At 69.9% G+C, this 24,151-nt stretch carries 24 protein-coding genes and 2 pseudogenes; 12 read left to right on the top strand and 14 right to left on the bottom strand.

Annotated elements, in window-relative coordinates; all coding sequences use genetic code 11:
* Window positions 1-3 precede the first annotated feature (3 nt).
* Window positions 4-723, bottom strand: coding sequence for a TetR/AcrR family transcriptional regulator (locus AB0F98_RS25510; protein WP_357739930.1), 720 nt, complete (start codon window positions 721-723; stop codon window positions 4-6).
* Window positions 724-753: 30 nt separating this feature from the next.
* Between AB0F98_RS25510 and AB0F98_RS25505 the strand changes: the two genes are divergently transcribed.
* On the top strand, window positions 754-1,878 hold the full coding sequence (locus tag AB0F98_RS25505; RefSeq protein WP_357739927.1) for an NAD(P)/FAD-dependent oxidoreductase: 1,125 nt from the start codon (window positions 754-756) through the stop codon (window positions 1,876-1,878).
* A 14-nt stretch (window positions 1,879-1,892) separates the two neighbouring features.
* Here the strand turns inward: AB0F98_RS25505 and AB0F98_RS25500 are convergent, their stop codons facing one another.
* Both AB0F98_RS25500 and AB0F98_RS25495 read right to left on the bottom strand, forming a co-directional pair.
* Window positions 1,893-3,038 (bottom strand): DUF6596 domain-containing protein, encoded by a 1,146-nt coding sequence (locus AB0F98_RS25500; RefSeq protein ID WP_357739924.1) that lies wholly within the window; start codon window positions 3,036-3,038, stop codon window positions 1,893-1,895.
* Between the two features lie 7 nt (window positions 3,039-3,045).
* Complete coding sequence (locus AB0F98_RS25495; protein WP_357739921.1) at window positions 3,046-3,453, bottom strand: YciI family protein; 408 nt, start codon at window positions 3,451-3,453, stop codon at window positions 3,046-3,048.
* A 470-nt stretch (window positions 3,454-3,923) separates the two neighbouring features.
* Here AB0F98_RS25495 and AB0F98_RS25490 point away from each other — a divergent pair, with 470 nt between their 5' ends.
* The 3 genes from AB0F98_RS25490 to AB0F98_RS25480 all read left to right on the top strand — a co-directional run bounded on the left by AB0F98_RS25490 (window position 3,924) and on the right by AB0F98_RS25480 (window position 6,736).
* Window positions 3,924-4,304, top strand: coding sequence for a hypothetical protein (locus AB0F98_RS25490; RefSeq protein WP_357739917.1), 381 nt, complete (start codon window positions 3,924-3,926; stop codon window positions 4,302-4,304).
* Between the two features lie 148 nt (window positions 4,305-4,452).
* Window positions 4,453-5,640: a low temperature requirement protein A gene (locus AB0F98_RS25485; RefSeq protein WP_357739914.1), complete on the top strand. Its 1,188-nt coding sequence runs from the start codon at window positions 4,453-4,455 to the stop codon at window positions 5,638-5,640.
* 214 nt (window positions 5,641-5,854) lie between these two features.
* Window positions 5,855-6,736: an NAD(P)-dependent oxidoreductase gene (locus tag AB0F98_RS25480; protein ID WP_357739911.1), complete on the top strand. Its 882-nt coding sequence runs from the start codon at window positions 5,855-5,857 to the stop codon at window positions 6,734-6,736.
* Between the two features lie 53 nt (window positions 6,737-6,789).
* Here the strand turns inward: AB0F98_RS25480 and AB0F98_RS25475 are convergent, their stop codons facing one another.
* Window positions 6,790-7,716 (bottom strand): oxidoreductase, encoded by a 927-nt coding sequence (locus tag AB0F98_RS25475; RefSeq protein ID WP_357739908.1) that lies wholly within the window; start codon window positions 7,714-7,716, stop codon window positions 6,790-6,792.
* Window positions 7,717-7,796: 80 nt separating this feature from the next.
* Here AB0F98_RS25475 and AB0F98_RS25470 point away from each other — a divergent pair, with 80 nt between their 5' ends.
* On the top strand, window positions 7,797-8,423 hold the full coding sequence (locus tag AB0F98_RS25470) for a TetR family transcriptional regulator (RefSeq protein ID WP_357739905.1): 627 nt from the start codon (window positions 7,797-7,799) through the stop codon (window positions 8,421-8,423).
* Between the two features lie 24 nt (window positions 8,424-8,447).
* Here AB0F98_RS25470 and AB0F98_RS25465 read toward each other — a convergent pair whose 3' ends face one another.
* The gene (locus AB0F98_RS25465) at window positions 8,448-8,750 is read right to left on the bottom strand and encodes a TraR/DksA C4-type zinc finger protein (protein WP_357739896.1); all 303 of its coding nucleotides are present in this window, start codon (window positions 8,748-8,750) and stop codon (window positions 8,448-8,450) included.
* A gap of 45 nt (window positions 8,751-8,795) precedes the next feature.
* Window positions 8,796-9,626, bottom strand: a complete 831-nt coding sequence (locus AB0F98_RS25460; RefSeq protein WP_357739893.1) for a rod shape-determining protein — start codon at window positions 9,624-9,626, stop codon at window positions 8,796-8,798.
* A gap of 518 nt (window positions 9,627-10,144) precedes the next feature.
* Here AB0F98_RS25460 and AB0F98_RS25455 point away from each other — a divergent pair.
* Window positions 10,145-10,369 (top strand): hypothetical protein, encoded by a 225-nt coding sequence (locus AB0F98_RS25455; RefSeq protein WP_357739891.1) that lies wholly within the window; start codon window positions 10,145-10,147, stop codon window positions 10,367-10,369.
* A gap of 54 nt (window positions 10,370-10,423) precedes the next feature.
* Window positions 10,424-10,654 (top strand): potassium transporter TrkA, encoded by a 231-nt coding sequence (locus AB0F98_RS25450; protein WP_357739889.1) that lies wholly within the window; start codon window positions 10,424-10,426, stop codon window positions 10,652-10,654.
* 4 nt (window positions 10,655-10,658) lie between these two features.
* On the opposite strand, the gene AB0F98_RS25445 is transcribed toward AB0F98_RS25450, so the two are convergent.
* From AB0F98_RS25445 to AB0F98_RS25435, 3 genes and pseudogenes are all read right to left on the bottom strand, one after another.
* On the bottom strand, window positions 10,659-11,888 hold the full coding sequence (locus AB0F98_RS25445; RefSeq protein ID WP_357739886.1) for a helix-turn-helix domain-containing protein: 1,230 nt from the start codon (window positions 11,886-11,888) through the stop codon (window positions 10,659-10,661).
* 102 nt (window positions 11,889-11,990) lie between these two features.
* Window positions 11,991-12,773 carry a TetR/AcrR family transcriptional regulator gene (locus tag AB0F98_RS25440; RefSeq protein WP_357739883.1) on the bottom strand — a complete coding sequence of 261 codons (783 nt, stop codon included), beginning with the start codon at window positions 12,771-12,773 and terminating at the stop codon, window positions 11,991-11,993.
* Between the two features lie 59 nt (window positions 12,774-12,832).
* A pseudogene (locus tag AB0F98_RS25435) lies at window positions 12,833-12,961 on the bottom strand (XRE family transcriptional regulator); the annotation flags it as partial.
* A 339-nt stretch (window positions 12,962-13,300) separates the two neighbouring features.
* Here AB0F98_RS25435 and AB0F98_RS25430 point away from each other — a divergent pair.
* From AB0F98_RS25430 to AB0F98_RS25410, 5 genes and pseudogenes are all read left to right on the top strand, one after another.
* Complete coding sequence (locus tag AB0F98_RS25430; RefSeq protein ID WP_357739880.1) at window positions 13,301-15,271, top strand: ATP-binding cassette domain-containing protein; 1,971 nt, start codon at window positions 13,301-13,303, stop codon at window positions 15,269-15,271.
* A 292-nt stretch (window positions 15,272-15,563) separates the two neighbouring features.
* On the top strand, window positions 15,564-16,040 hold the full coding sequence (locus AB0F98_RS25425) for a nitroreductase/quinone reductase family protein (RefSeq protein WP_357739877.1): 477 nt from the start codon (window positions 15,564-15,566) through the stop codon (window positions 16,038-16,040).
* Window positions 16,041-16,404: 364 nt separating this feature from the next.
* Window positions 16,405-16,590: pseudogene (locus tag AB0F98_RS25420) on the top strand (helix-turn-helix domain-containing protein); the annotation flags it as partial.
* A gap of 3 nt (window positions 16,591-16,593) precedes the next feature.
* Window positions 16,594-17,037: a TetR-like C-terminal domain-containing protein gene (locus AB0F98_RS25415; protein WP_357740184.1), complete on the top strand. Its 444-nt coding sequence runs from the start codon at window positions 16,594-16,596 to the stop codon at window positions 17,035-17,037.
* A 20-nt stretch (window positions 17,038-17,057) separates the two neighbouring features.
* Complete coding sequence (locus AB0F98_RS25410) at window positions 17,058-17,486, top strand: hypothetical protein (RefSeq protein ID WP_357739874.1); 429 nt, start codon at window positions 17,058-17,060, stop codon at window positions 17,484-17,486.
* Window positions 17,487-18,027: 541 nt separating this feature from the next.
* On the opposite strand, the gene AB0F98_RS25405 is transcribed toward AB0F98_RS25410, so the two are convergent.
* From AB0F98_RS25405 to AB0F98_RS25385, 5 genes are all read right to left on the bottom strand, one after another.
* A complete protein-coding gene (locus tag AB0F98_RS25405) occupies window positions 18,028-19,602 on the bottom strand; it encodes an FAD-dependent oxidoreductase (protein ID WP_357739871.1) in 1,575 nt (524 codons plus the stop codon).
* A 22-nt stretch (window positions 19,603-19,624) separates the two neighbouring features.
* Window positions 19,625-20,488, bottom strand: a complete 864-nt coding sequence (locus AB0F98_RS25400) for a carbohydrate ABC transporter permease (RefSeq protein ID WP_350792234.1) — start codon at window positions 20,486-20,488, stop codon at window positions 19,625-19,627.
* Complete coding sequence (locus tag AB0F98_RS25395) at window positions 20,481-21,350, bottom strand: sugar ABC transporter permease (protein WP_357739867.1); 870 nt, start codon at window positions 21,348-21,350, stop codon at window positions 20,481-20,483. Before AB0F98_RS25395 ends, AB0F98_RS25400 begins: the two co-directional genes overlap by 8 nt.
* A 115-nt stretch (window positions 21,351-21,465) precedes the next feature.
* Complete coding sequence (locus AB0F98_RS25390) at window positions 21,466-22,773, bottom strand: sugar ABC transporter substrate-binding protein (RefSeq protein ID WP_357739864.1); 1,308 nt, start codon at window positions 22,771-22,773, stop codon at window positions 21,466-21,468.
* 77 nt (window positions 22,774-22,850) lie between these two features.
* Window positions 22,851-23,897 carry a LacI family DNA-binding transcriptional regulator gene (locus tag AB0F98_RS25385; protein ID WP_357739861.1) on the bottom strand — a complete coding sequence of 349 codons (1,047 nt, stop codon included), beginning with the start codon at window positions 23,895-23,897 and terminating at the stop codon, window positions 22,851-22,853.
* Window positions 23,898-24,151 lie beyond the last annotated feature (254 nt).

Below are 24,151 nucleotides of genomic sequence, written 5' to 3'. Positions count from 1 at the left end.
GGATCAGGCGCGGCTGGTGATGCCGTCCAGGACGGCGGTCAGGTTGTGGTGGAAGGTCGCCTCGGCGTCGAGGTGGGCACCGTCGATGACGAGCCGGGCGACGGTGGGATAGCGACCTGTCTCGAGCATGCGTGTCAGGTAGGGCCCGAGGGCAGTCTGCCAAGCGGTCACATCGGTGCCGGTTGAACGGGTGGTGCGGCGCTCGGTGATCTCCCTGCGGAGCGCGCCGACGATGAAGGCGTCGAGGGCGCTCACGACCCGCTGGAGATCGTCGACACTGCGCACGCCAGGGGCCTCGCTGAGGGCCGCCGCGGTCGATTCGCCCACGGCGAGCGCGTGCGGTCCCAGGTGTGGCCTTCCGCCGAGCAGGTCGACGAACCACTCGTGCTCAAGAGCGGCATCGCGGGTCCGGTGAACGATGGCCAGCACCGTCGCGCGCCACTCGGAGCGCCGGCCGGCCTCGGCGATCTGGGCGTAGACGGCATCGACCATCAGGTCGAGCAGCTCGGATCTGTTGAGCACGTAGTCGTAGAGCCGCATCGGGCCGACACCGAGCTCTTTGGCGAGCTTGCGTATCGATAGCCCATCGAGGCCGTGCGCGTCGGCGAGCCGGATCGCCGCGGTGGCGATCTTGGCGCGGCTCAGCGGCACCGGTGCCGCTCGTGGTTGAGGCTCGGGCCGTTCCCAGACGGGCAGCGATGCGCTACCGTACGCCGTATCCATAAGATACAGCGTACGGTAACGGAGTTGAGGATGCGAATCGCGATCGCCGGTGGTGGCCTTGGTGGCCTGACGCTGGCCCGAATCCTGCATCGGAACGGCATCGACGTGGTGGTGTACGAACGCGAGGCGAGCCGATCCGCCCGATCACAGGGCGGATCGCTCGACCTGCACCCGGAGTCCGGGCAGAAGGCCCTCGCTGAGGCGGGCCTCGCCGGCCGGTTCCGGTCCGAGGCGCGGCCGGAGGGCGAGGAACATCGCATCCTCGACCCGTCCGGACGCACCCTCGTGCACCACCGGCCACGACCCGGCTCCTTCTCCGGACGCCCCGAGATCGATCGGGGCGCACTGCGTGACCTTCTGCTCGATTCACTCCCCGGCGACGCGGTGGCCTGGCGGCACCGGCTCGTCGCGGCGACCCCACGACCCCACGGGGGCTTCAAGCTGACGTTCGACGACAGCCGCAGCGCCGACTGCGACGTCCTCATCGGGGCGGACGGCGCACGCTCGATCGTCCGGTCGCTGCTGACCGACGCGGCACTGTCGTCCGTGGCCACCTTGGTGGAGCTGAACATCAGCCACGCCGACCGGCACCACCCCGATCTCGCCGAACTGGTCGGCCCCGGGAACCTCTGGTGTGTCGGCGTGAACCAGATCCTGGCGGCGCAACGGCTCGGCGACGGCAGCATCCGCGTCGGGATCTCCCTACCCCCGGACGGCCACCACCTGGACGCCTACCGCAGCAAGCGGGCTCTGCTGGACCTGTTCGACGGCTGGGCCCCCAACGTCACCGCGCTCATCGAAGCCGCCGACAGCCCGCCGGTCCCACGCAGGATCGAGGCGATGCCCACCGGCTCGCGCTGGGCCCACCAGCCGCGCGTCACCCTCATCGGTGACGCCGCGCACCTCATGCCGCCGGTCGGCGAGGGCGCCAACCAGGCCATGCTCGACGCCGCCGAACTCGCCGCCGAACTCGTCACCAACCCCGCCGATCCCGACTCTGCGATACAGAGGTACGAGGAGGCGATGTTCACCAGGACTCATCCGATCGCCGAGATGTCCGCACGAGTCCAGGCGATGATGCTGTCGCCCACCGCAGCCGACGACATCGTCCGCTTCTTCACGCCGCGACCCACCGAGCCCGCATCCGCGGATTGACGACGCACGACCCGTCAGCGATGCCGACGAGCGTTGAGCCGGGCGGCCTGACGCGTCAGGTGGTCGCGCTCCGCGAGGTTGGGGGCCTTCCGAGCCGCCTCGGCGTACAGCCGTGCCGCCGCCGCCAGGTCACCGTCGCGCTCGTGGAGGTACGCCGCCACGGCAGTGTGGCGGGGCAGCGCGTCGTCCAGCGCCGCGAGCGCCGCCAGCCCGGCACGCGGTCCGTCGGCCTCACCGACGGCCACCGCGCGGTTGAGCCGAACGATCGGGCTGTCCGTCAGGCGTGCGAGCTCGTCGTACCACTCGACGATCTGCACCCAGTCGGTTTCCTCGGCGGTCGGCGCGTCGGCATGCAGTGCCGCGACGGCGGCCTGCGCCTGGAACTCGCCCAGCCGGTCGCGGGCGAGAGCCGCCTGCAGGATCTCGACTCCCTCGGCGATCGACGTGGTGTCCCATCGACTGCGGTCCTGCTCGGCGAGCGGCACCAGGCTGCCGTCGGGCGCGGTCCGGGTGGCACGTCGGGCGTGGTGCAGCAGCATGAGGGCGAGCAACCCCGCCACCTCTGGGTGGTCGATCGCGGCCGCGAGCTGCCGGGTGAGCCGGATGGCCTCGGCGGCGAGGTCGACGTCGCCGGAGTATCCCTCGTTGAAGACCAGGTAGAGGACACGCAGCACGGTGGCGATGTCGCCGGGCTGGTCGAACCGCACGCCGGAGACGGTGCGCTTGGCCCGGCTGATGCGCTGCGCCATGGTGGCCTCGGGCACCAGGTAGGCCTGGGCGATCTGGCGGGTGGTCAGCCCGCCGACGGCGCGCAGCGTGAGCGCGACCGCCGACGACGGCGTCAGCGACGGGTGGGCGCACAGGAAGTAGAGCTGGAGTGTGTCGTCCACGGCGCGCGCGGGCCCGGGAGCCGGCTCCTCGTCGACGAGGTCCTCACGGCGGCGGCGGGCAGCGTCCGCCCGTGCGGCATCGAGGAACCGGCGCCAGGACACGGTGACCAACCAGCCCTTCGGGTCCTGCGGTGGGTCCGCCGGCCAGACGCGAACCGCCTCGACCAAGGCGTCCTGCACGGCGTCCTCGGCCGCCGCGAAGTCGGCTCCGCGGCGGACGAGGATCCCGAGCACCTTCGGTGTGAGGCTTCGAAGCAGTGCCTCGTCCATGTCTGGGCTACTCAGTGATGGTGGGCGGCTCGGTCAGGAACGGACGCAGTTCGAGCCACTCGTGGATCGGCTTCCCACCCGCACCGGGGGCGGCCGACAGCTCCCCGGCCAGCTCGACGGCGCGCTCGTAGCTGTCGACGTCGATCACCATCCATCCGGCGATGAGGTCCTTGGTCTCGGCGAACGGGCCGTCGGTGACCGGCGGACGCCCCTCACCGTCGTACCGGACGAACGTCCCCTCGGGGGCGAGCGCCTGGGCGTCGACGAACTCGCCCGTTGCCTCGAGCCGGGCGGCGAAGTCGCGCATGTACTGCATGTGCGCCGAGATCTCCTCCGGCGTCCACTGGTCCATCCGCACGTCGTTGACGGCAGCCGGGGCGCCGCGGTAGTGCTTCAGCAGCAGGTACTTGGCCATCGTGGTTCTCCTCGGTGCTCGTGCGACCCATTCTGGTCACGTTCACCCCGGGGACGGAGCCGATCATGGCTTCTCGACATCGCCGCCGGAACTTTTTCGACGCCCATGGACGAGCCTGGTGAGCTCAAGCCTCGCACGGCGGCCATGGCTGGTCGGAGAAGGTGCACGGCTCGAATGGGCGACCGTTGGGACGTGCAGGTTCCACAGCTGCGGCAAGCGGCACTTGAGCCGACCGTTCTCAGTTCCGGAGGCCAAGTTGGCGGTACAACGCCACGGGCGCGGCCATCGCTCCTTGCAGGTCGGATGACCTCGACTGCTGTACGGAAGTCGCTGTAGCGCAGGGACGCGTCCGGAATGCCGGTGACGACTGCGTCGATGAGACGTGCCGAGCCGCCCGGGTCGTTCTTGCCCCGAGCAAAGCCGATGGCGAAGCCCGGCGGCACGCGGGTCGGGCCGAGGACCATCCACTGGTGGCCGACACCAGGAAGCTCGGCTTCGCTCTTCAGGTAGATCTCGTCGTCGATCAGCCGGATCTCGACAGCCTGACCGCCGCCGAGATCGTGATGGCGGCGCGCTCGCCGACGGTGTCGACGTGCGGCCGGGTCGTGACCTGGCCGGCTATGTCGGTATCGACGCGGAGGCTGGTTTCGCCGATGAACTCCGTGCCGGAGCGCAGCATCTCCATCGCCTCGGTCGTCGTGGCGGCGTCGGTGCTTTCAGGCGACCGGGAGGGCGAATCCTTCCCTGTGCTCGTGCCAACCGAGCAGCCCAGTATGAGCAGTATTCCTGCGACAACCCCGCCGAGCCCCGCTCGCGTCATGGCCGCATGCTGGGCGGCGTTCACAATCTGACGCAGCACGCACCGGGGCCTTCTCGGGGCACGGTTGTTGTCGGCCGCACGTACGCTGCCGCGGCCGCAGCGGCACTCCGGTGAAAGCCACGCGGTGTCCGTTGGGCCGTGATACCAAGTTCGGAAGAGGCAAACCGGATGAGAGGGCTGTGACGCAGACACGGTGGGGGTGGATTCTGCGTAGCCAGGAAGCCCCCCGCCGGATCTCCTACCTGGAACTGCTCTTCGACCTCGGTCTCATCGTCGCGCTCACCCGGTTGTCCGACCGCCTGACCGGCGCTCTCAGCTTGGACCATGCGGTGGAAACCGTGGTCCTGCTCGCCGCCATCTGGTGGGTCTGGACGGTCACGGCGTACACCACCGACTGGTACGACCCCCGCCTGCCGGTGGTCCAGTTGATCGTCCTCATCGTGTTGTTCGGCGGATTGCTGATGTCGCTGGCCATCAGCAGCGCATTCGAGGGAGTCAACGGGATCGCGTTCGCCGGGGCGTACGTGGGCCTGCACCTGTTTCGCGGGCTCGTTCTCATCGCTGCCCTGCGGGGTCACGCGCTGCGGAGGCGGTCGCTGCGGGTGCTCATCTGGTTCTGCCTGACCGGCGTGCTGTGGGTGGTCGGCGCCTTCCTGCCCAGCTCGATCCGGCTGGTGATCTGGGCGACGGCGGTCCTGATCGACTATGCGGTCAGCTTCTTCGGGTATCCGCTGCCTCGGCTGGGTCGTTTGAGCGCAGATGAACTGCGGGTAGCGGGCGAGCACCTGTCGGAGCGCTACCGGCAGATGTTCATCGTCGCCCTGGGCGAGATCATCTTGGTGGGAGTGCGACGTTACGGCGACCCCCCGTTCGTGTCGCCGCGCACGGCGGGCCTGGTCCTCCTCTTCGTCCTGACCGTGACCATGTGGCGGACCTACATCGTCTACGTCGCCGACCATCTCGCCACCGGAATCGACGAGGCCACCAGTCCCGGTCGCTTCGGCCTGGTCGTGGCGTACGCGCATCTGATCATGGTGTCCGGCGTGGTGCTGATCGCCGCCGGTGGTGACATCGTCACCAGGAACCCCGTCGGGGAAACGAACGCCACCGAGTTGGCGATCGTGGTTGCCGGTCCGACGGTGTTCCTCGCCGGCCGGACCGTGTACGCGCTGGCGGCGTTCCGGGCGTTGCTGTGGCGCATGCCTATCGGTGTGGTCGTCCTGTCTGTGACGGCGCCGATGATGGGAGGGCTGCCGCCACTCGCGGTCGTCGCCACCATTACCGCCGTGATGGCGGTGATCGCCTTCGTGCCGCACTACGGGCGGTCGGTGTACCGCACCCGCTGGCGTATCCGCACCCGCTGGTGACCCTTGACGTACCGGGGCCGGTGCCCGCGCCGGATGACGCGTGGCCGGATGCCGCGGCTCGCGCGACACGCAGCACGGACTTCCACACGGCCGGGAGCAACGCCCCGACACCCTCACCGGGACCTCCGTCACCAACCGTGGAACCTCCCGAGCAAGATCCGTAGAGTTACCGCAGCCACCCGGACCAGCGCGAGAGCCAGGAGCGTGACCAGCCATGAAGATCGGGTTCGTTGGGCTCGGGGCGATGGGCCAGGCGATGGTGGCCAACCTGCTCGCCGCCGGCCACCCCGTCCAGGTCTGGAACCGTTCGCCGGAGCCGGTGCGGGAGATGACCGAGCAAGGCGCCACCGCGGCCGCCGACCTGGCCGAGATCTTCACCTGCGACGTGGTACTCAGCGCGCTCAGCGACGACGACACGGTCACCGGACTCCTGCTCGACGAGGATCTGCTGGCCATCGCCCCTGCCGGCGCCGTGCACGTGAACACAGCGACCATCAGCAGCGAGCTGGCGGCCCGCGCTCATCAGCGCTACGCGGAGTTGGGCCTGCGCTACGTCGCCGCGCCGGTGCTGGGCAACAGTGAGGTGGCCCGCGCCGGAAACCTGACAGTGCTCGTGGCCGGCGAGGCCGAGGCGATCACGGTCGTCCAGCCCCTGATCGACGTGATCGGCCGCCGCACCTGGACGATCGGCGACCAACCATCGCAGGCCAACCTGCTCAAGATCATGGTCAACTACCTGATCGCCTGTTCGATCGGGGCGATGGCCGAGGCGACCACCGTCACCGAGGCCGCCGAACTCGACCCGAAGCTGCTCATCGACATCGTCAGCGAGCACCTGTTCACTGGTGTGGTCTTTCCGAACTACGGCCGGTTGATCGGCGCCCGCGAGTACGAGCCGGTCGCGTTCAAGCTGGCACTCGGGCACAAGGATGTGAACCTCGCGCTCGACACCGGGCAGGCGCACGGCGTGCCGTTGCCGCTCGGCGGAGTGCTGCGCGACGCGTTCATCGACGCCATGGCGCACGGGCAGGCCGAACAACACTGGGTCGCCGTCACCGAGGCCGTACGACGGCGGGCCGGTCTCGGGCGGGGATGAGGCCGTAGCCGTCCGCCGCGCCGAGGTCACCTTCCTGCTCCAAGGCGCTTAGGTCAGCGCGATGGCCGGAGCGCCTCGAACCGTACCCCGGTGGCCTGCTCGGACAGGGTCCAGAGACGGCGACCGTTCTCCGGATCGGTCGCGGCGGGCGACAGTTTCCCCGGCACGGGATAACCGCGTAGTTCGCCTGGCCCGTCGGGGACGACGAGTTGACCCGCGCGGGCCGAGGCGTCGGTGGCGGCGAACAGTTGGGGCAGGGCACCACGGTCGGCGGGCTGCGCCAGCAGCGGGTTGCCCAGCCGGCCCAGCACCAGTCGCCACCCTGCGGTGGTGGCGCTGAGCTGCAGGTTCGTGGCGGCGTAGCCGGGGTGGGCCAGGATGCTGCGAACGGGGCTGCCCGCGTCGCTGAGCCGACGGTGCAGCTCCCAGCCGAAGATGGCGTTGGCCAGCTTGGACGAGTTGTAGACGCCCATCGGCGAGTACCGCCGGGTGTCGTCGAAGGGCAGCCGGGCCCGTCGGTGGTTGACCGAGGTCACCGTGACCACGCGCGGGTCACGGCCGGCCAGCAGCAGGTCGAGCAGGAGGCCGGTGAGGGCGAAATGGCCGAGATGGTTCGTGGCCAGCTGCACCTCGTGACCCTGCGGGCTGAGGGCGTACGGCGTGGCCATCGTCCCGGCGTTGTTGATCAGGACGTCCACCCGGCGGTGTGACGCGTGCATCCGCTCGGCGAACTCCCGGACCGAGTCGAGGTCGGCCAGGTCGATCCGGAGCACCTCCCAGCTCGCGCCGGATGCCGCACCGAGCGAGGCGGCGGCTGCCCGACCTTTCTCCGCGTCGCGGACGGCCATCACCACGCGGGCGCCCCGTGCGACGAGCGCCCGCGTGGTGACCAGGCCAAGTCCGCAATTCGCTCCGGTGACGACGAAGGTGCGTCCGCTCAGGTCCGGGATCCGGTCCGCGGTCCAGCGATCAGCATTCATGCGCTCTACGGTGCTCTCGATGGCACCCAGTGTCAAGCAGTGCGCAGAATGCCGAAATGGGCATGGCATAGCATCGGTGCATGGCAACGAGGTCGGACGGCACGCTGGCCGAACGCAAACGGCAGCTCGTCGCCGAGGAGCTGCGCAACGCGGCCCTGATGCTGCTGGCCACCCGCGGCTTCGACGCCGTCACGGTCGACGACATCGTCGCGACCGCGGGCATGTCGCGGCGCACCTTCTTCCGCTACTTCGCCTCGAAGGAGGACGTCGTCGTCCGGTTCCTCGCCGACATGGGCACGGACGTCGTCACCGAGCTCGCCGCCCGGCCGAAGAACGAACCACCATCGGTCGCGCTGCGTCATGCCATCTGGCGACCGCTCTCGGGCTGCGCCGACCAGCCCGACCACGCCGAACGATCCCGGATCGTGGTCCGGCTCATCCTCGACACCCCCGCCCTGCACGCCCGCTGGCTGGAACGCCAGATCCAGTGGCGCAGCGGGCTGGCCGCCGAACTCGCCGCCCGCCACGACCTCGACCCGAGCACCGATCCCTACCCGCAGATGGCCGCGGGCATGGCCATGCTGGCCCTGGACGCGGTGCTCCAACAGTGGCGGCCCGGCGACGACGAACATCGCCTGGCCGAGCTGACCGACCGGGCCTTCGCCGTGGTGGCGCCGTCGTTGGACGCCGGCGCCGACCAGCGGTGACGGCCGCACCCACCCGCCGGCAGGTCAGCGCCGTTGCTGGCACGGTACGCAGTGGCGGGCCGCGGGCAGGATCTCCAGGCGGGCCGTCGGGATGTCTTGGCCGCATCCCTCGCAGACACCGTAGCTGCCCTCGGACATCCGCTTCAGCGCCTGGGTCACGTCGCCGACGCCTTTCCGCGCGCCTTCGATCAGCTCGCGCAGGGTGTCCGGGTCGTGGCCGCCCTGGTCTGGCTGCCGCGCACGCATCGTCCGCTCCGTGAGCTGGTTGGTGTGCTCTCCGAGCTGGCGGTCCAGCAGCTCACGCAAGAGAGCGGTGCGATCGTTCACGGTATGCGTCTTCGTCGATTGCTCCTTCCGGGCAGGATGTCGCGGTCAGTCGGCGGCCGGGTGCCGGGTCGCCGCGACGGCGGCCAGGCTTGCGCCGGTCAGGGCGGCGGTGCGTGGTGACGCGGCACGGTGCACCGATGCGCCCAGAGTGGCGACCAGGCGGGCGGTCAGATCTGGTCGGGTGGCTCCGTCGCCCACGACGATCAGGCCACGGGCCAGGGACGCGGAGATCAGCGGCCGCAGCGCCGGTTCCTGCCGCAGCTCACGGATCAACCCGGCAGTGGTGTCGGCGAGCATGGTCACGGTCACCGCATGGTTCAGGTCGCGGGTGCCGACGTCGGCGCGTCGGGCAGCCACCACCCGGCCTTCCTCGAGCACGGCGACCTCGGTGAGCTGGGCGCCGACGTCGGCGAGTAGCAGGGTGCCGGCGGCGGCACCGGCGCCGATGGCGCCCGCGCGGACGCTGTCGACGAAGAGCAGCCGGGACGGCGCGAACACCGCGGTGAGCACACGGCGGGTCGCTTCCTGGTCGGCCGCGGTGGCGAGCACCGGGCGGCAGGCCACGACCAGCGCTCCCACCGGCACCGGCGTGCGGTGCTCGCGCAGTAGCCGCCGAAGTTCGGCCGCGCAGGCGGAACCGTCGATGATCCGGCCGCGCCGCACGACCGGCGTCCGGAGGCCCTGGCCGACCGGGGCACTGAGCACCCCGCCGGGCCCCAGCCAGATCCGCAGGTGGGCGCTGCCGAGGTCCACGGCGATCGGCTCCGGGTCGACGGTCGCCACCGGGCGGGTCGTGTGGGAGTGGCCGACCACCATGCCGGTGGGCGGCCAGGGGTGGACGGAGGTGACGTTGCCGGTCATACCGACCTCTCTCACGGTGGGATACGGCTGCCCGGCCGTCCGACGGGACGGCATGGGACGAGAAACGGTGCGCGAGCGGCCGATGCGTGGATGGACCTCAGGTCACCGCGCCTCGCGCCGTCGCGTTGCCGGGTTCCTGAGCGTCAGACGTCGCTCCGGCAGGGCGGACGCGACCGGTCTCGGGAGCCGGGCCGACGCGGGCGGACCGGGACGCCGGGACGACCCGACCGGGGCAGCGGCGGACGGCCGGCGGACACGGGTGGCGACGCCACCAGCATGCGGACCATCATCACCGCCTCCTCGCTACCCGGGTATCGCGTCGGATCTCCAGCGTCGCCCCAAAAGCCGGGGCTGACATTGCCCGGCACCGGCCAATAACGGCCTACTCAGTTGCCGACCGCCGGAAGGACCTGTTCGGTAGCCGCGTGGCTGCCAGCACCGGAGACGGCGGCCCGAATCGTGTTATCGGCTACCTGAGCAAATCCTCGTACCGGGCCTCTGTTGGCGGCCGGTGGGCGACTATGGTGGGCCGCATGCGCAACCAACAGCACCCCATCGGCGTCGAGCGGCCGCTCGTGCTGTCGATGCTGGCCGTGCTGGCCGTTGTCGTCACTGCCGTCCGTACGGGTTGCGCGCTGGGCATGTGCATCGTGTTCCGGCTGACCCGCGCCGTCGCGGCTTGCGTACCCGCCTGGTCGGCCAACCGAGCTCCACCGGACGTCGCGGTATCCACCCGACCGTCCACTGCGTTGACCTGACGCCGAGCCGCTCCCGGCCGGCCTTGGGCAGCCATCCCAAATGGAGCTCTCGCGATGAACATCGAACGCACCAGCCTGCCCGGCATCGGAGTGCGGCAGACCTTCACCACCGATCAGGGCCGACGGATCGGAATTGTCGAGTATCAGGCCGGCGACCGCCGGGACGTCGTTCACGATGACCCGGACGACCCCGATCGCATGATCACCCTCGCCCTCACCCGCAGTGAGGCGACGGCCCTGGCCACCCTGCTCGGCTTCCCGGAAATGGTCACTCTCCCCCACTGACCTCCTAGGTGGGGAGCGGCTGACGCGGCCAGTCCAGTGCCCGCGCGCCGAGCACGGCGGCGTGCAGGGTGAACCGGTCCCGCGGATCGGCCGGGTCGTAGCCGCTCAGTACCCGGACCCGGTTCAGCCGGTAGGTGACGGTGCGGACCGACACGTGCAGGCGGCGGGCCGCCTCGGTGGCGACCTCGCCGCACGTGAAGTACTCGTTCAAGGTGTCCAGCAGCGGCTCGGCCCCGCCCCGGGCTCGGCTCAGCGGCGTCAGCACCGCCCGCACCAGATCCACCATGGCCGGCTGATCCCGCAGCAGAACACGGTAGATGAGCAGCTCGTGCGCATCGATCACGGCGGTGTCGGCGCGCAGCCGCCGCGCCGTGGTCAACGCCTCGCGGGCCTCCTCGTAGGAGCGGGCGATACCGTACAGCCCGGGGTGTGGGCGGCCCACCGCCACCTGCCAAGGCCGGCCTCGCGCCAGGCGGTCCAACTCGGCATGCATCAACCGGCCCAGGTCGCCTGGCGAACCACCGTCGCCAGCGCCCCTTTCGACTGTCACCGTGTCCGCCGGCGCGATCACCACGAGCAGGCCCTCCTTCGTGGCCACCAGCACGTCTCGATCGCCCAGCCGGTCGAAGATGACCCGCTCCAGAGCGCTGATCGCCGTGTCGGTGTCCGGCAGCCGCCGGCTCGGCGAGGCCAGCGCCACCTGGTGCACCCGCGCCAGATCGAGCCCGAACGGCTCGGCACGCTCGACCAGCCCCCCGAGGTCCGAGTCGCCTCGCAGCAGGTCGTCGATGAGTTCCCGGCGCAGCGTCTCCTCCCGGCGGACCAGATCCCGTCGGGCGGCCGCGTACCCCTCGGCGAGGGTGGCGACGGCGGTATCGACGACGTGGAGGACCGCGTCCGCCGCCGCGGTTACCGTGTCGCTGTCGGTGGAACGGGCCAGGTGCGGCAACTGCCGCCAGAGCCGCCGCGCCGCGGACAGGTAGAGGCGAACGACCCGCCCCGCCGACACGCCCTGCTCGGCGGCGCGCCGGCCGAGTGCGCCCACCGCGTCGAGTTCACCGCGGCGTGGCCGGCGGCCGGTCACCGCCGCGTCCGTCAGCAGCCGCAGATAGTCGCCGAGCAGTTCCACCGGCACCCCGCCGGCGTCGGCGCTGGCCTCGCGCGCGACCCGAGCCATCCATTCGTCGTCGGCGCCGCCCCCGTCGGGAGCCGCTCTACGAACGCTCTCGGTCATCGCGGCTCCCCGTGCGGGGCCGGCACCGGACGCCGACCCGATTGATCCAGGGTATGGCGGCAGGCATGGCCCCGGCCGAGCGAGGATCTCGTCCTCGCGCCCCTAGCGGGCCGGCCCGGCCTCGGCCGAACGCTCGGCGACGACCACCGCGATGCCGTCGAGCACCCGCCGGAGACCGAACTCGAAGGCGTATTCCGGTCCGTAGGCCGCACCGTGCGCCTGCCCGGCCGCGGTGCCGACCCGAGCGGCCGTCGGATAGCTACCCGCCTTCATGAACTTCTCCAGCCAGGGGGCGTGCAGCTGCCACCATTGGCCGTCTGTCATGCCGGTCTCGCGTTCGAGGTCGGAGACCTCCGAAGCGGCCCGCGCCGAGTTCTTGGCGTGCCCGAGGAGCAGGGTGAGTACGGCGTCCATCTCCACGTCGTTGAGCCCGATGCCGGCCACCGCGTTCAGCTCGTAGTCGTACTTGGCGAGCATGTTGGGGCCGAGCACGGGCCGGCTGGTCTCGGCGCGCAGCATCCAGGGGTGTGCGCGGTAGAGCGCCAGGTTGTCCCGCGCGATCCGCTCCAGCCTGCCCCGCCAGCCATCGGGTACGTCCGTCGGGCGTTCCATCTCGCCGTAGAGCGTGTCGATCATGACGTCGAGCAGTTCGGCCTTGCCGGGCACGTATGTGTAGACGGACATCGTTCCGACACCCAGCGCCTCGCCGACGCGGCGCATGGTGAGCGCGTCGATCCCCTCCGCGTCGGCGATCTCGATCGCCGCCCGGACGATCCGATCCACACTGAGCCCGGGCCCGGCGCTGCGGCTGGTCGGCTCCCGCGTCCGCCACAGAATGGCCAGGCTACGGGCGGGATCGGCCTTGGTCCTGCGCTCCCTCGACATGGTGCCGCCATCGTACCGGCCGATACCGTATGCCGTACGGCCGTGCCGTGGCGGCGTTGGTGGTCCAGGTCCGCGATGCGGTAGTGCTCCGCGGTCAGCACACCGCCGGTCCGCCGCACGCTGCCGCATCGGATCCAGAACGATCGGTCGGGATTCCGACGGCCGGTTGGCACTGCGCTGCGGGCGTGTCCACTGGTGCGCGTCCTACGGTCCCTGCATGCCCTTCGAACACCTCGGCGTGACCGCCGACCCGTCGTGCAAGCGGACGGCCCGGGAGATCCCGATCGGCGCTCGCGAGTCGCGAGGCCTGCTCACTGAGCCGAGGTCTCGACGGGTCAGGCGTGGAGGCCGGCGGGTTCCCGTACCAGGCAGCAGGCCGGAAGGGCCGAGTGGAACCCGGACTTTGCCGGGGACCTGACCCCAGCCCCTGGATGCCCCCCTGCCGAGCGCGACACCTGCAGGGCACATCGCCCACCGTCGACGTACCACCACCTCAGCGAACCCGGCTCACCCTCGGGAGGTCCGCCATGCCCACCACCAGCCGCCCCGACCACACCCCAACCCGTCCCGCCACGACAGCGCACGATTCGGTGCTGCCGGAGTTGCGGGAGATGTGGTGGGAGACCGGCGTACGGGCCAGGGCGCAGGCCCGCCTGTTCGCCGTCTTCACCGAGCTGCCCCGCCTCGTCTGGTCCGCCCTCGCGGTGAGCTGGCGCGCCGATCGGATGCGGACCTCGGTGGTCGCGGCCACGACGGTGGGCGCGGGGGTGATGTCCGCGTTCGGGCTCCTCGCCGCGCAGCGGGTACTGGTTGAGCTGTTCGCCGGCGGGCCGACCGCAGACAAGGTGGTCGCCGCACTGCCGGCCCTGATAGCGCTGGCGGCGGTGACCGCGCTGCGCGCCGGCATGGCCGCCGCAATGGGGTACGCGCAGAACGGCCTCACCCCGAAGGTGGACCGCGAGGTGGAACGTGGCCTGTTCGAGGTGACCACGGCAGTGCGGTTGGAGGCGTTCGACGCCGACGCGTTCGCCGACGACATGGAACGCGCTTCTCGCGGAGCGGACTCCACCACCGGCTTGGTTCAAGCGTCGATGAACCTGCTCGCCGGCCTCAGCGGCGTCCTCGCGGTCGCGGTCGCCGTCGTGGTGATCCACCCACTGCTGCTGCTCGCCCTGCTCGTGGCCACCGTCCCCAACGGGTGGGCGTCGCTGCGCGCCGGGCACCTGCGTTACCAGACCTACGCGGCCGGATCGGTGCGCCGTCGCCGGCTGTGGCTGCTGCACCGGCTGATGGCCGAGCGTGACTCTGCCCCCGAACTGCGCTCCTACGGCCTCCGCGGCTTCCTGCTCGACCAGTACGACCGGGTCATGAGCGTCGAGACCAACATCCAGCTGGCCCTGGCCCGCCGGGTGACCACGACCACCACGGTCGGCGCGATGATCGGTGGGGCGGCCACCGCCGTCGTCTACGTCCTGCTCGGTCTGCTGCTCATCGACGGCCAGATTCCCCTCGCCGCCGCCGCTACCTGCGTCATCGCCGTGCAATCCGCCCAACGCTCCCTCGCGGTGGTCACCTTCCAGGTCGACCGCGTCTACACCGAGGGGCAGCATTTCCGCGACTACACCGGCTTCATGGCCCGCGCTGCCGGCTACCTGCCACCGCAGACCAACCCAGCTCCCGAGATGCCGGCGCCGGGCCAGCTGCGGGAGATCACGGTGGATGCGGTGAGCCTTCGCTACCCCGACCGCGACGCCGCGGCCGTCGACCAGGTCACCCTGAACATCGAGGCGGGGCAGACCGTGGCGTTCGTCGGGGAGAACGGCTCCGGCAAGTCCACCCTCGCCACCATGATCGCCACCCTGCGCACTCCCACCTCCGGGACCATCCGCTACAACGGACGGCCCGCGACCGACTGGGACATCGACGCGCTACGGGCCCGGATCACGGTCGTCACACAGGAGTACCACAAGTGGCCGTTCACCGCCGCCACGAACGTCGCCATCGGAGACATCACCGCGGCACCCGCCCAGGACCGCATCCAGGCCGCTGCCGCCCTCGCCGTCGCCCACGACATGATCACCGAGCTACCCCACGGGTACGAGACGCTGCTCGACCGCACCTTCGCCGGCGGACAAGACCTCTCCGGCGGGCAGTGGCAGCGAATCACCGCCGCCCGCGGCTTCCTTCGCGACGCCGACCTACTCATCATGGATGAACCGTCCTCCGCCCTCGACCCGCGCGCCGAGGACGCCCTCTTCCAGGCCATCCGCGACCGGCACGGACAGGCCACCACCATCCTCATCACCCACCGGCTCGCCAACGTCCGGCACGCCGACCGCATCTACGTCCTGCATGACGGCCAACTCGTCGAATCCGGCAGACACGACGACCTCATGGCCGCAGGCGGACGGTACGCCGAACTGTTCAACCTCCAAGCTGCCGGGTACGACACCACCGCCCCTACCGCTCGGCTGCCCCGACAGACCACAACCCCCTGAGAGCGCGCGCCATGACACCGTCGGACCCTACGAGACGCCCCCCCACAACCGCGATCCGCGAGATGAGCGTCTCCGGGCAGACGGTGGCCACGATCCTGCATGCCAGCGGTCTCAGCAGCGCCACACCGCAAACGCTCTGTCCGCGGGGCTGCCAGCACTGCGGACCGATCCGACAGTGCGGCTCCGGCTGGGACCGGGCCTCGGGACGGCGACCACTCGGCGCTCCGGGTCTGACCGAAGCTGCGATTGACGCCCCTTCGCGGCCGTGGCCTGATAGGCGGAGGAGGTCGCCATGCCGGTCGAGGACGGGACGAAGGTACCGCGGCTTCCGCCGCGCTGGTTCATCCGTACGGCCTGGTCGGTCCACCGGGCCCTGTACCGAGCCTTCGGCGGCCGGATCGGGATCTGGCGGCCGCGCGCCGACCGCTGGGGCACATTGCGGTTGACCACCACGGGACGGCGGAGCGGCCAGCAGCGCAGCGTCATCGTCGCATACCTGGAGGACGGACCGAATCTGTTCACGCTGGCGATGAACGGATGGGGTGAGGGTGAGCCCGCCTGGTGGCTCAACCTGCAAACACATCCACACGCGACCGTCGACCTGGTCGGCGGTCGACGGCTGGTACGCGGTCACGCCGCGACAGGCGACGAGCGGTCGCGGCTCTGGGCCCGCTGGCGCGAGATAGACCCGAACATCGACGCCTTCGCGACACTGCGATCGTCGGAGACCGCGGTGGTGGTCCTGGCACCCCGTCCCGACGCCGGGTAGCTGACCCAGGCATCACCGCCGGGAGGCGCTCCCCCTCACCCACCACAGAGATAGCGTCAGTTGAGCGAGGGCTCCCTTTGCGCGCAACGATTGGTGACGTCGGGTAGTTGATCTGTAGTCGATCGTAAAGCCGGCCACGCGTCTAGCCGTGGACGCGGTTCGCGACCAGGGAAGCGGCCACGCACAGCATGCCGTCACGTTGGCCCACGCTGCCATCATCGCTCGGTGGTGCCGGGTACACGGCCCCTGCCAACACCCTTTCTGCCCGCCAGCCAACACGGGCATTATCGCTACCTGGGTTGCGTAATTGGGCGCCCTCGCCTAGCCTTTGTTCCGCTACCCAGGTATCGGAAAGGTGGTGGCCATGCCCGAACGTGGCCCCTCTCGGGGCCGTCCCCGAGACATCGACGTTGACCGACGGATCCTGATCGCCGCCCGGGATCTGTTGCTGGTCAATGGTTACGCCGCACTGTCCATCGACGAGGTCGCCGACCGTGCCGGCGTCGCCAAGACCACCCTCTACCGGCGTTGGCCGACCAAGGACCATTTGATCGTGGCCGTTGTCGCGCTGATGCAGGATGACGTGCCGATCCTGGATACCGGTGACATCCGGGCCGATCTGACCCACTACCTGCATCAAGTGGCCGACGGCCTGAACACCGTGCGCCGGGCCGGCTTGCCCGAAGGCGCGGACGACCGCTCGGCCGGCGTCGTCGCGGAAATCGCGGCGGCGGCGGCCCGGCACGCCGACCTCGGCACGCTGATTCGGGCCGTGTTCGCCCGCCGTAACGCGATGGCCATCGGACTGCTGGCCTCCGCAGTCCGACGCGGCGCACTGCGCACAGACCTCGATGTCGCCGTCCTGTTCGATCAGCTGGTCGGCCCGCTGTACTACCGGATCCTGGTTACCGGCGAGCCGGTCGACCATCCCTACCTGGACCTGATCATCGACGGCGCCCTTCGCGGTGCCCGACCATCCCACGCCCACCCGGCCTGAGCGCCACCCTGGAGGAAGCCATGTCCACGCCCGTCGCTACCGTACAGCAATCCACCGTCCACTCCTCGATTCCGCCCGGGCGACTACGCCTTGCCCGCATCCTGCTGATCATCGCCACAGTCAGTGCGGTTGGCGCCGCGGTGACCCAGGTCCAGGTCGTGTTCGATGCGGGCGGTGCGACCAAGGTGGTGGAGACCTGGCGGCTGTACGGGTTCGTGCTCTTCGCCGGCCTGTTCGCGCTCCTGACCGTCAGACCCCTGGGCAACCTCGCGGTGTGGCTGCTGGTCATCATGAACAAGCTGGCGTTGACCGTGACCGGCCTCGCATACCAGGGCCATGGCGGGATCGCGGACACCGGCACGATCATCACCTGGGACGGCGGCCTGACCGTACTGCTGCTGGCCGCGTTCGCGGTCAGCCGGCTCGGGGCCAGGCCCTCAGCCGGCTAGATGCTGGAACCCAACGCCGCCCGGATCGCCGACTTTCCGGCGACGAACAGCAGCTCGTCGCCGGACCTCAGCCCAGTCATGCCCGCTCTACAGCATCATTCGGCCGTCGCCCCCGGGATCGCGGCCATTCACTATGTGCAGTTGAGCTAATCCGCACAGTCATCGGTACCGGTCCGGTGGATGCGCCGTGGGGCGAAAGGTACGTCGAGTTCGAAGACCCGTACGGGTACGCGTGGAAGTTCTTCCAGCTGATTGACTCATCGGACGACGGCTTGCATGCCGTCCACGATGCGTGGTTCGGGCAGCCGGGTTCGCACATGGCCGCCGACCACCCATAGGTCAACTCGACCATTCAACCTCTGCAGCGCATACCCCAAATGCGCCTGCCGGCAGTAGGGGCGCGTGCCGGTCGGCCGATGCCGGGGACCGACCGGCCGACCGCCGGGGCACGGGCTTCGGAAGCCCCTGCCCGACGGCGGACGGCCGGACGTTCATGGTCGCCGGTGTCGTGCCGCGTTGGCCGCCGGGAGTCCGGAACCCGTCACCGGGTCTGCACGCGGATGTCGTCCGGCCAGTGCATCTGGACGCCCAGGTCGGCCAGGGTCGCCTGGAATTCGGCGCACAGCTCGGGCTTCGACCGCACCGCACGGGGCGGTACGCCACGTTTGATGCTGAACGCCGCGAGCGCTCCGGCGGCCTCGCCGACGTTCCATTCGACCGGGTGCAGCCGGTAGCAGCCGTTGGTGATGTGTGTGACGCCGAGGGACTTGCCGGCTGCGACGAGGTTCTCCAGCCGGACCGGCACCAGGGCGCCGAGCGGCACCTGGAAGGGGTAGGTCGCAATGTCGAGGTAGCCGCGCCCTGAGGTGCTCGGGTGCAGGTCGATGCGGTAGCAGCCCACACCGACACTGTCGTCGAAGGTCTCCGCGCTGCTTGCTCCTGGTCGAGCTAGGACGCCGACATGCTGCTCGAGGACAGTGAATTCGGCCCGGATGCGTCGTGCCTCCCGGATGTACGGGGCGGCGGCCAGACCGTCCGTCGTACCCAGCACGTCGCCGTTGGGACGCAGCATCGGGTAGCCCGCCCCGCCGTCCGGGCGTGGCGCCTCGGTCTGCAGCCAGTGGACGAAGGAGAGGGTGAGCTGCCGGGCACGCTCGAGACCCGCGGCGCGTTCCGGTGCGGAAACTCCGGTGATCGGGGTGAGCCAGTAGTCGATCTGCGGCCAGTTCACGAGGGTGATGTCGGGAACGGCCGGGTTCACGTGCTGTCCGTAGCGGATTCGGCGGAACGTCCAGAGGTCGCGTTCGCCGGGCGCGCCGAAGAGCGGCCGTTGCAGCGGCTTACCGGTCTCCGGCTCCTCGGTCACCCAGCCGAGTTGGGGGCCGGGCCAGTGTGCCGCCCGGTAGCTCTTCCAGAAGTCGTACTCCTTCGGCCGGTCGATCGTGTGGTCCTCGCCGGGACGGAGTTCGAGCGCGACGCACCAGGTGATGGCCTGCTGGTCGTGCGGGTCGGCCGGACCTGCCAGCGCGTGCAGTTCGCCGGTCTCCGCCGTGCTCTCCGCTCCGATGACGTGCTCGCATCCGGTGAGCGGCAGCAGGTCACCCTCTTCGGTGGCATCGAGGACGTAGCGGGCGGTGATCCGGACCGTCGCGCCTTCCCTGGTTTCGGTGAAGGTGACGGCGTCGACCCGGTCGAAGGTGACCTCCGCCGAGATCGGCTCGTGCCGGGTGAGTAGGCGCACCTGACCCATGCTGAGCCAGGGTTGCAGCATGTCGCGAAGGACGTCGTGCACGACCGTCGGCTCGGCGGCCAGGTTGCTGACCCAGGCCTCGCCGGGGTTGAGGTGTGCCGCGGCCAGGGCGGCCGGGGTCAGCGGACGGTTGCGGCGGTACGCCTCGCGTACCGCGTCGCGCATCTGACGGTACGTCGCGGTTACGCCGGTGTGTTCCACCCAGGGATGCTCGTCGGGCGGGACCGCCTGGGCGGTGAGCTGCCCACCGATCCAGTCGGTCGAGTCGGTCAGGATGACGGTCTGTCCCAGCCGGGCTGCCGACTGGGCGGCGGCCACGCCGCCACAGCCCGCGCCGACGACGAGGACGTCGCAGTCGAGTTCCATGTGAATCTTTCGGTCGGGGGGTCTAACGGGAGTTGGCGTGCGCGAGGCTGTCGGTGATCTGGCGCCGCGCCAGCACGTACGCCAGAAGCACCGGCAGCGTGCTGATTGCGGTCGCCGCCATCTGCACGTTCCACAGCGGATGCCCTGTCGCGTCGGTGTACGCGGTGATCGCGACCGGCACGGTGAACAGCTCCACCCGGTTGAGGAAGACCAGCGGTTCCAGGTAGGAGTTCCAGCTCGCGAGGAACGCGATGATCGCGACGGCGCCGAGCATGGGCCGGGCGAGCGGCATCGCGATGTGCCAGATGATGCCGAGCCGGCCCAGCCCGTCGAGCTGGGCCGCCTCTTCCACCTCGGGCGGCAGGGATTGGAAGAACTGCCGGATGAGGAAGGTCGCCATCACGCCGGTGGCGCCGAACACCGGCAAGATGATCAGCGGCACGTGGGTGTCGACCAGATTGGCCAGGCGCAGCATCTTGAACAGCGGGATGAGGGTGACCTCCGCCGGCAGCATCAGGGCGCTGAGCAGCAGGAAGAACAGCAGGTTTCGGCCGGGGAACCGCAGCCGCGCGAACGCGTACCCGGACAGCAGCGACAACGCGCAGGTCAACGCCGTGACGGCCGCCGCGATGTAGACGCTGTTCCAGATCTGACGGGCGAACGGCTGGAGGCGGAACACCTCACTGAGGTTCTCCCACGCCACGTGCTGCGGGATCAGGCGTGGCGGGTACGAGAAGATCTCGGCCGGCGGCTTCAGCGCGCTGGAGGCCATCCACAGGAACGGGAAGACCAGCGGCGCGACGGCGAGGACGAGCAGGACGTACAGCAGCACGCGCAGCGCCACGGGCCGAAGGCGCGCCGCCCGGCCGGATGTTTGATCACTCACTGTGCACCCACTCCTTACGGGCCCACCACTGCACGGCCACGAGGCCCAGCGTGATGACGAACAGCACCACGGCGAGCGCGCTGGCGTAGCCGGTCCGCATCAGTTCGAAGCCCTGCTGGTAGATGGCGAAGGCGAGCACCGTGGTGGCGTGGGACGGGCCACCGTTCGTCATCAACATGATGTAGTCGAAGACCTGGAACGAGCCGATGAGCGTGATGATGACGACCACGAGGGTGGTGGGGGCGAGCAGTGGCAGGATCACCCGCCGGTGGACCTGCCATTCGCCGGCTCCGTCGAGACGGGCCGCTTCGATCGCCTCTTTCGGGATGCTGCGCAGTGCTGCCAGGAAGATGACGGCTTTCAGTCCGACGGTCTTCAAGGCGGCTACCACGGTCACCGCGGCCAGCGCCGGCTTCGCCTCGAACAGCCAGTTCGGCCCGCTGATCGAGAAGACGCTGAGCAGGCTGTTGACGGTGCCGCCCTCACCTTGCAGCAGGAACCTCCACACGATGGCCCATGCCGCCTGGGACGTCACCACGGGCAGGAAGGCGAGCGCCAGGAACAGCTGCGCGCCGCGCAGCTTGCGGTGCAGCACCAGTGCCAGGAACAGCGACATAGCAACATTGATCACGACCAGGCCGGCCGCGAAGATTCCGGTGGTGACGACGGATCGCCAGAACGCCGGGTCCTCGGTGACCATCGTCTGGTAGTTGTCGAGCCCCACGGGCCGAGCATCCGGGGCGAGCAGGTTGCTGTCGGTGAAGCTGAGCACCAGCACCGCGATCAGCGGGATCAGGACGACGACGATGAAGCCCAACATCTGCGGGCTGATCAGCAGGTACGCGGTGAGCGTCTCGCGCATGCGCCTCGTACGCCTCGCCGAGCGTCCGGCCTGCGTGGCCCGGCTTTGTGTCGCGCGCCCAGATACGGGCTGGTATGGCGACGGCGGCGCCGTCGCGGACTTTGTGGTCATGGCGTCAGGACCCCGCGACGTCGCGCTTCAGCAGCGGGTCGAGCTGCTGGCACAGGTCGTTCATGACGTCCTGCGCGTTCGCGTTCTGTGCCCAGAGCTTGTCGAAGACGGGAGCCGAGGTCTGCAGCACCTCGGGCCACGCGGACGGGTAACGGAACGGGTAACCCTTCTCGATGCCGGACACCAGCACCGAGTTGATCGCGTCCTTCGGCAGCGGGCCTTGGGCGTAGATCTGCTCTGCCTCGGCGAGCACCGACTTGCGGGCCGGCGGGAAGAAGGACGCCAGCTTCTGGGTGCCTTCCTTGCCGCTGATGTACTTGATCAGTTCGGTGGCGAGCTTCTCGTGCTTGCCGCCCTTGAAGGCGACCAGGCCGGCCTGCCCGGTGAAGTTGACCACACCACCCGGCCCGGCGGGCAGCGGGGCGACTCCCCAGTCGAAGCCCGCGCCCTTGAGCTGGCTCAGCCGTGAGGTCTGGGTGAAGGTGACGGCGGCCTTGCCGGCGAAGAAGTCGGCCTCGTTGCCCGGTGGCACCGCGGTCTTGTCCGTGAACGCCATCGCCCGGTACGCCTGGACCGCCGCTACGGACTCTGGGGAGTTGAGCTGGCACTGGCCGGTGTCGGGGTCGAAGACCTTGCCACCGTAGGCGCGGATCAGCGGTTCCAGGGTGGTCCAGACGAGCTTGCCGTAGATGCCGCCGTCGTTGCTCTGGAAGGCGTAGCTTCCGGTGGGCAGGGTCGGCTGCACCTTGCGGCCGAGGTCGCTCAGGGCCTGCCAGGTCCAGTCGCCGGTGGCAGCGAGCTTCGCGGGATCCTGCGCGCCGGACTTGGCGAGCAGGTCCTTGTTGTAGATGGTGAAGAACGGGCTGGTCGAGAACGGTACGCCCCACACCTGGTCGCCGGTTTGCCAGTTGGTGAACGAGGCCGGCACGAAGTCGTCGAACTGGTACGCGGCGTCCGCCTTCAGCTGCGGCCCGAGGTCTACGAGCTGGCCGTTCTTCGCCATTCCGACCGCGTCCGGGGCGCCCATCCACCCGAGGTCGGGTGGGGTGCCCCCGGACAGCCGGATGGAGATCTTGGTGAGGTAGTCCGCCTGGGGGATCGACTGGATCTCGACCTTGCCACCGCCGTGCGTCTTGGAGAACTCGGCGGTGAGGTCGTTGAGCAGCTTCAGTTGGTCGGGGTTGGTGGTCCAGACAGTCATGGTCATGTTGTCTGAGCTGCCGCCGCTGTCGCCACTGCCGACACCGCAACCGGTGACGGCGAGGGTGGCCGCCACCGCGGCGCCGAGCAGGGGGGCTCGGAGTCGTCGCATGCTGATGGTCCTCCTGGTGCGAGGGGATAAGGATCTTCAGGAATGTCGGATGGGTGTGGTTGTCGGGGGCGCCGTCTCTAGCGGGGGACGGCGGTGAGGGTTCGGCCGGGCGCCTCAGGGCAGGGCACCAGCCGGCAGCCCGGCGGGGTGCCCTCCAGCTGGGCGAGGAGGTCCTCCACCGCGAGGTGGCCGATGCGATAGCCGGGGACGGTGAAGCCGGACCAGGGGGTGTCTGCGCTGTCTTCCTCCGTCAGACCCGCCACGGCGAGCGACAGGTGCGCGTTTCTCTCCGCGCCCACCTTGGTGGCTAGTCCGCCGACCAGTTCGGCGTACTCGCTGTTCTCCAGCATCAGACCGGTCACCCCGGCGTCGAGCAGCCGGTGGAGCAGCGCCTCGTCGACCTCGGAGACGGGTGCGAAGTGCAGTTGTGCGTCCAGCCCGCTGGCGGTGATCGCGGAGAGCCTGTCGATCGAGGCGGGCAGGCTCTGGTCCGCGCCCAGGTACGCGATCTTCCGGTGGCCGAGGGCGGCGAAGCGCTGCGTCAGCGCGCGGGTGGCCGCGGCGTAGTCGGGGGCGACGCTCGGGACCTCGCGGCCGTCGGCGAGGAAGCGGCGGCCGATGAAGACGAACGGGTACTGGTCGGCGGAGAGCTGCTCCAGTTCGGCAGGGATCTCGTCCCGGCCGAGCAGCACGGCCGCGTCGGCCAGCCGCAGCTTGTTCTCTCCGGAGGCGTAGATGGTGCGCACTCCCCCGCTGTTGCCGTCGCGTCGCCCGGCGGCGCTCGTGAACAGCAGAAGGTCCTGGTCGTGTGCCTCCGCCGCCTCCTCGATGCCGAGGAGGAACCGGTGGTAGAAGGTGCGGTGCGCGACGGGGAACACCTTCTCGTAGGTGAACACGCCGATGATCTGGCTACGGCCGTTGGCGAGCCGACGTGCGAGTGGGTCCGCGCGGTAGCCGAGCTCCCGCGCGATCGCGAGGACCCGCTGGCGGGTGGCCTCGGGGATGCCGTCGGCCCGGTCTCGCAGAATCATCGACACGGCCGCCTGCGTGACGCCGGCCTGCCGTGCGATGTCCGCCTGTGAGACCCGCGACCGGCCGCTCCGCCCCGATCCGCTTATGCGCATAAGCGGACGCTACGCACGGACATTCGAGCGGTCAACCCGTAGGCAGAAAATTTTTCCGGGCTGCCCGAGCCACCCGGCGTCGCCGCGATCGGAGATCAACATCCCCTTCGCGGCGTGGATCTTCGCAGGCCGCGTCACTGGTGAGGCGCCGTCATCCGGGCAGCGGCTCGAGCTCGGGGTCCTCGACATCGGCGGTCGCGGCGACTGGCAGTCCAGGGCCGTGGTCCGGGTGCACTGCCTGACCTAACGCGGTA

Source organism: Micromonospora sp. NPDC023737, from assembly GCF_040639715.1.
GTDB lineage: Bacteria > Actinomycetota > Actinomycetes > Mycobacteriales > Micromonosporaceae > Micromonospora.
The sequence above is the reverse complement of the archived record's forward strand: the minus strand, read 5'-3'. Positions and strand labels throughout refer to the sequence as shown.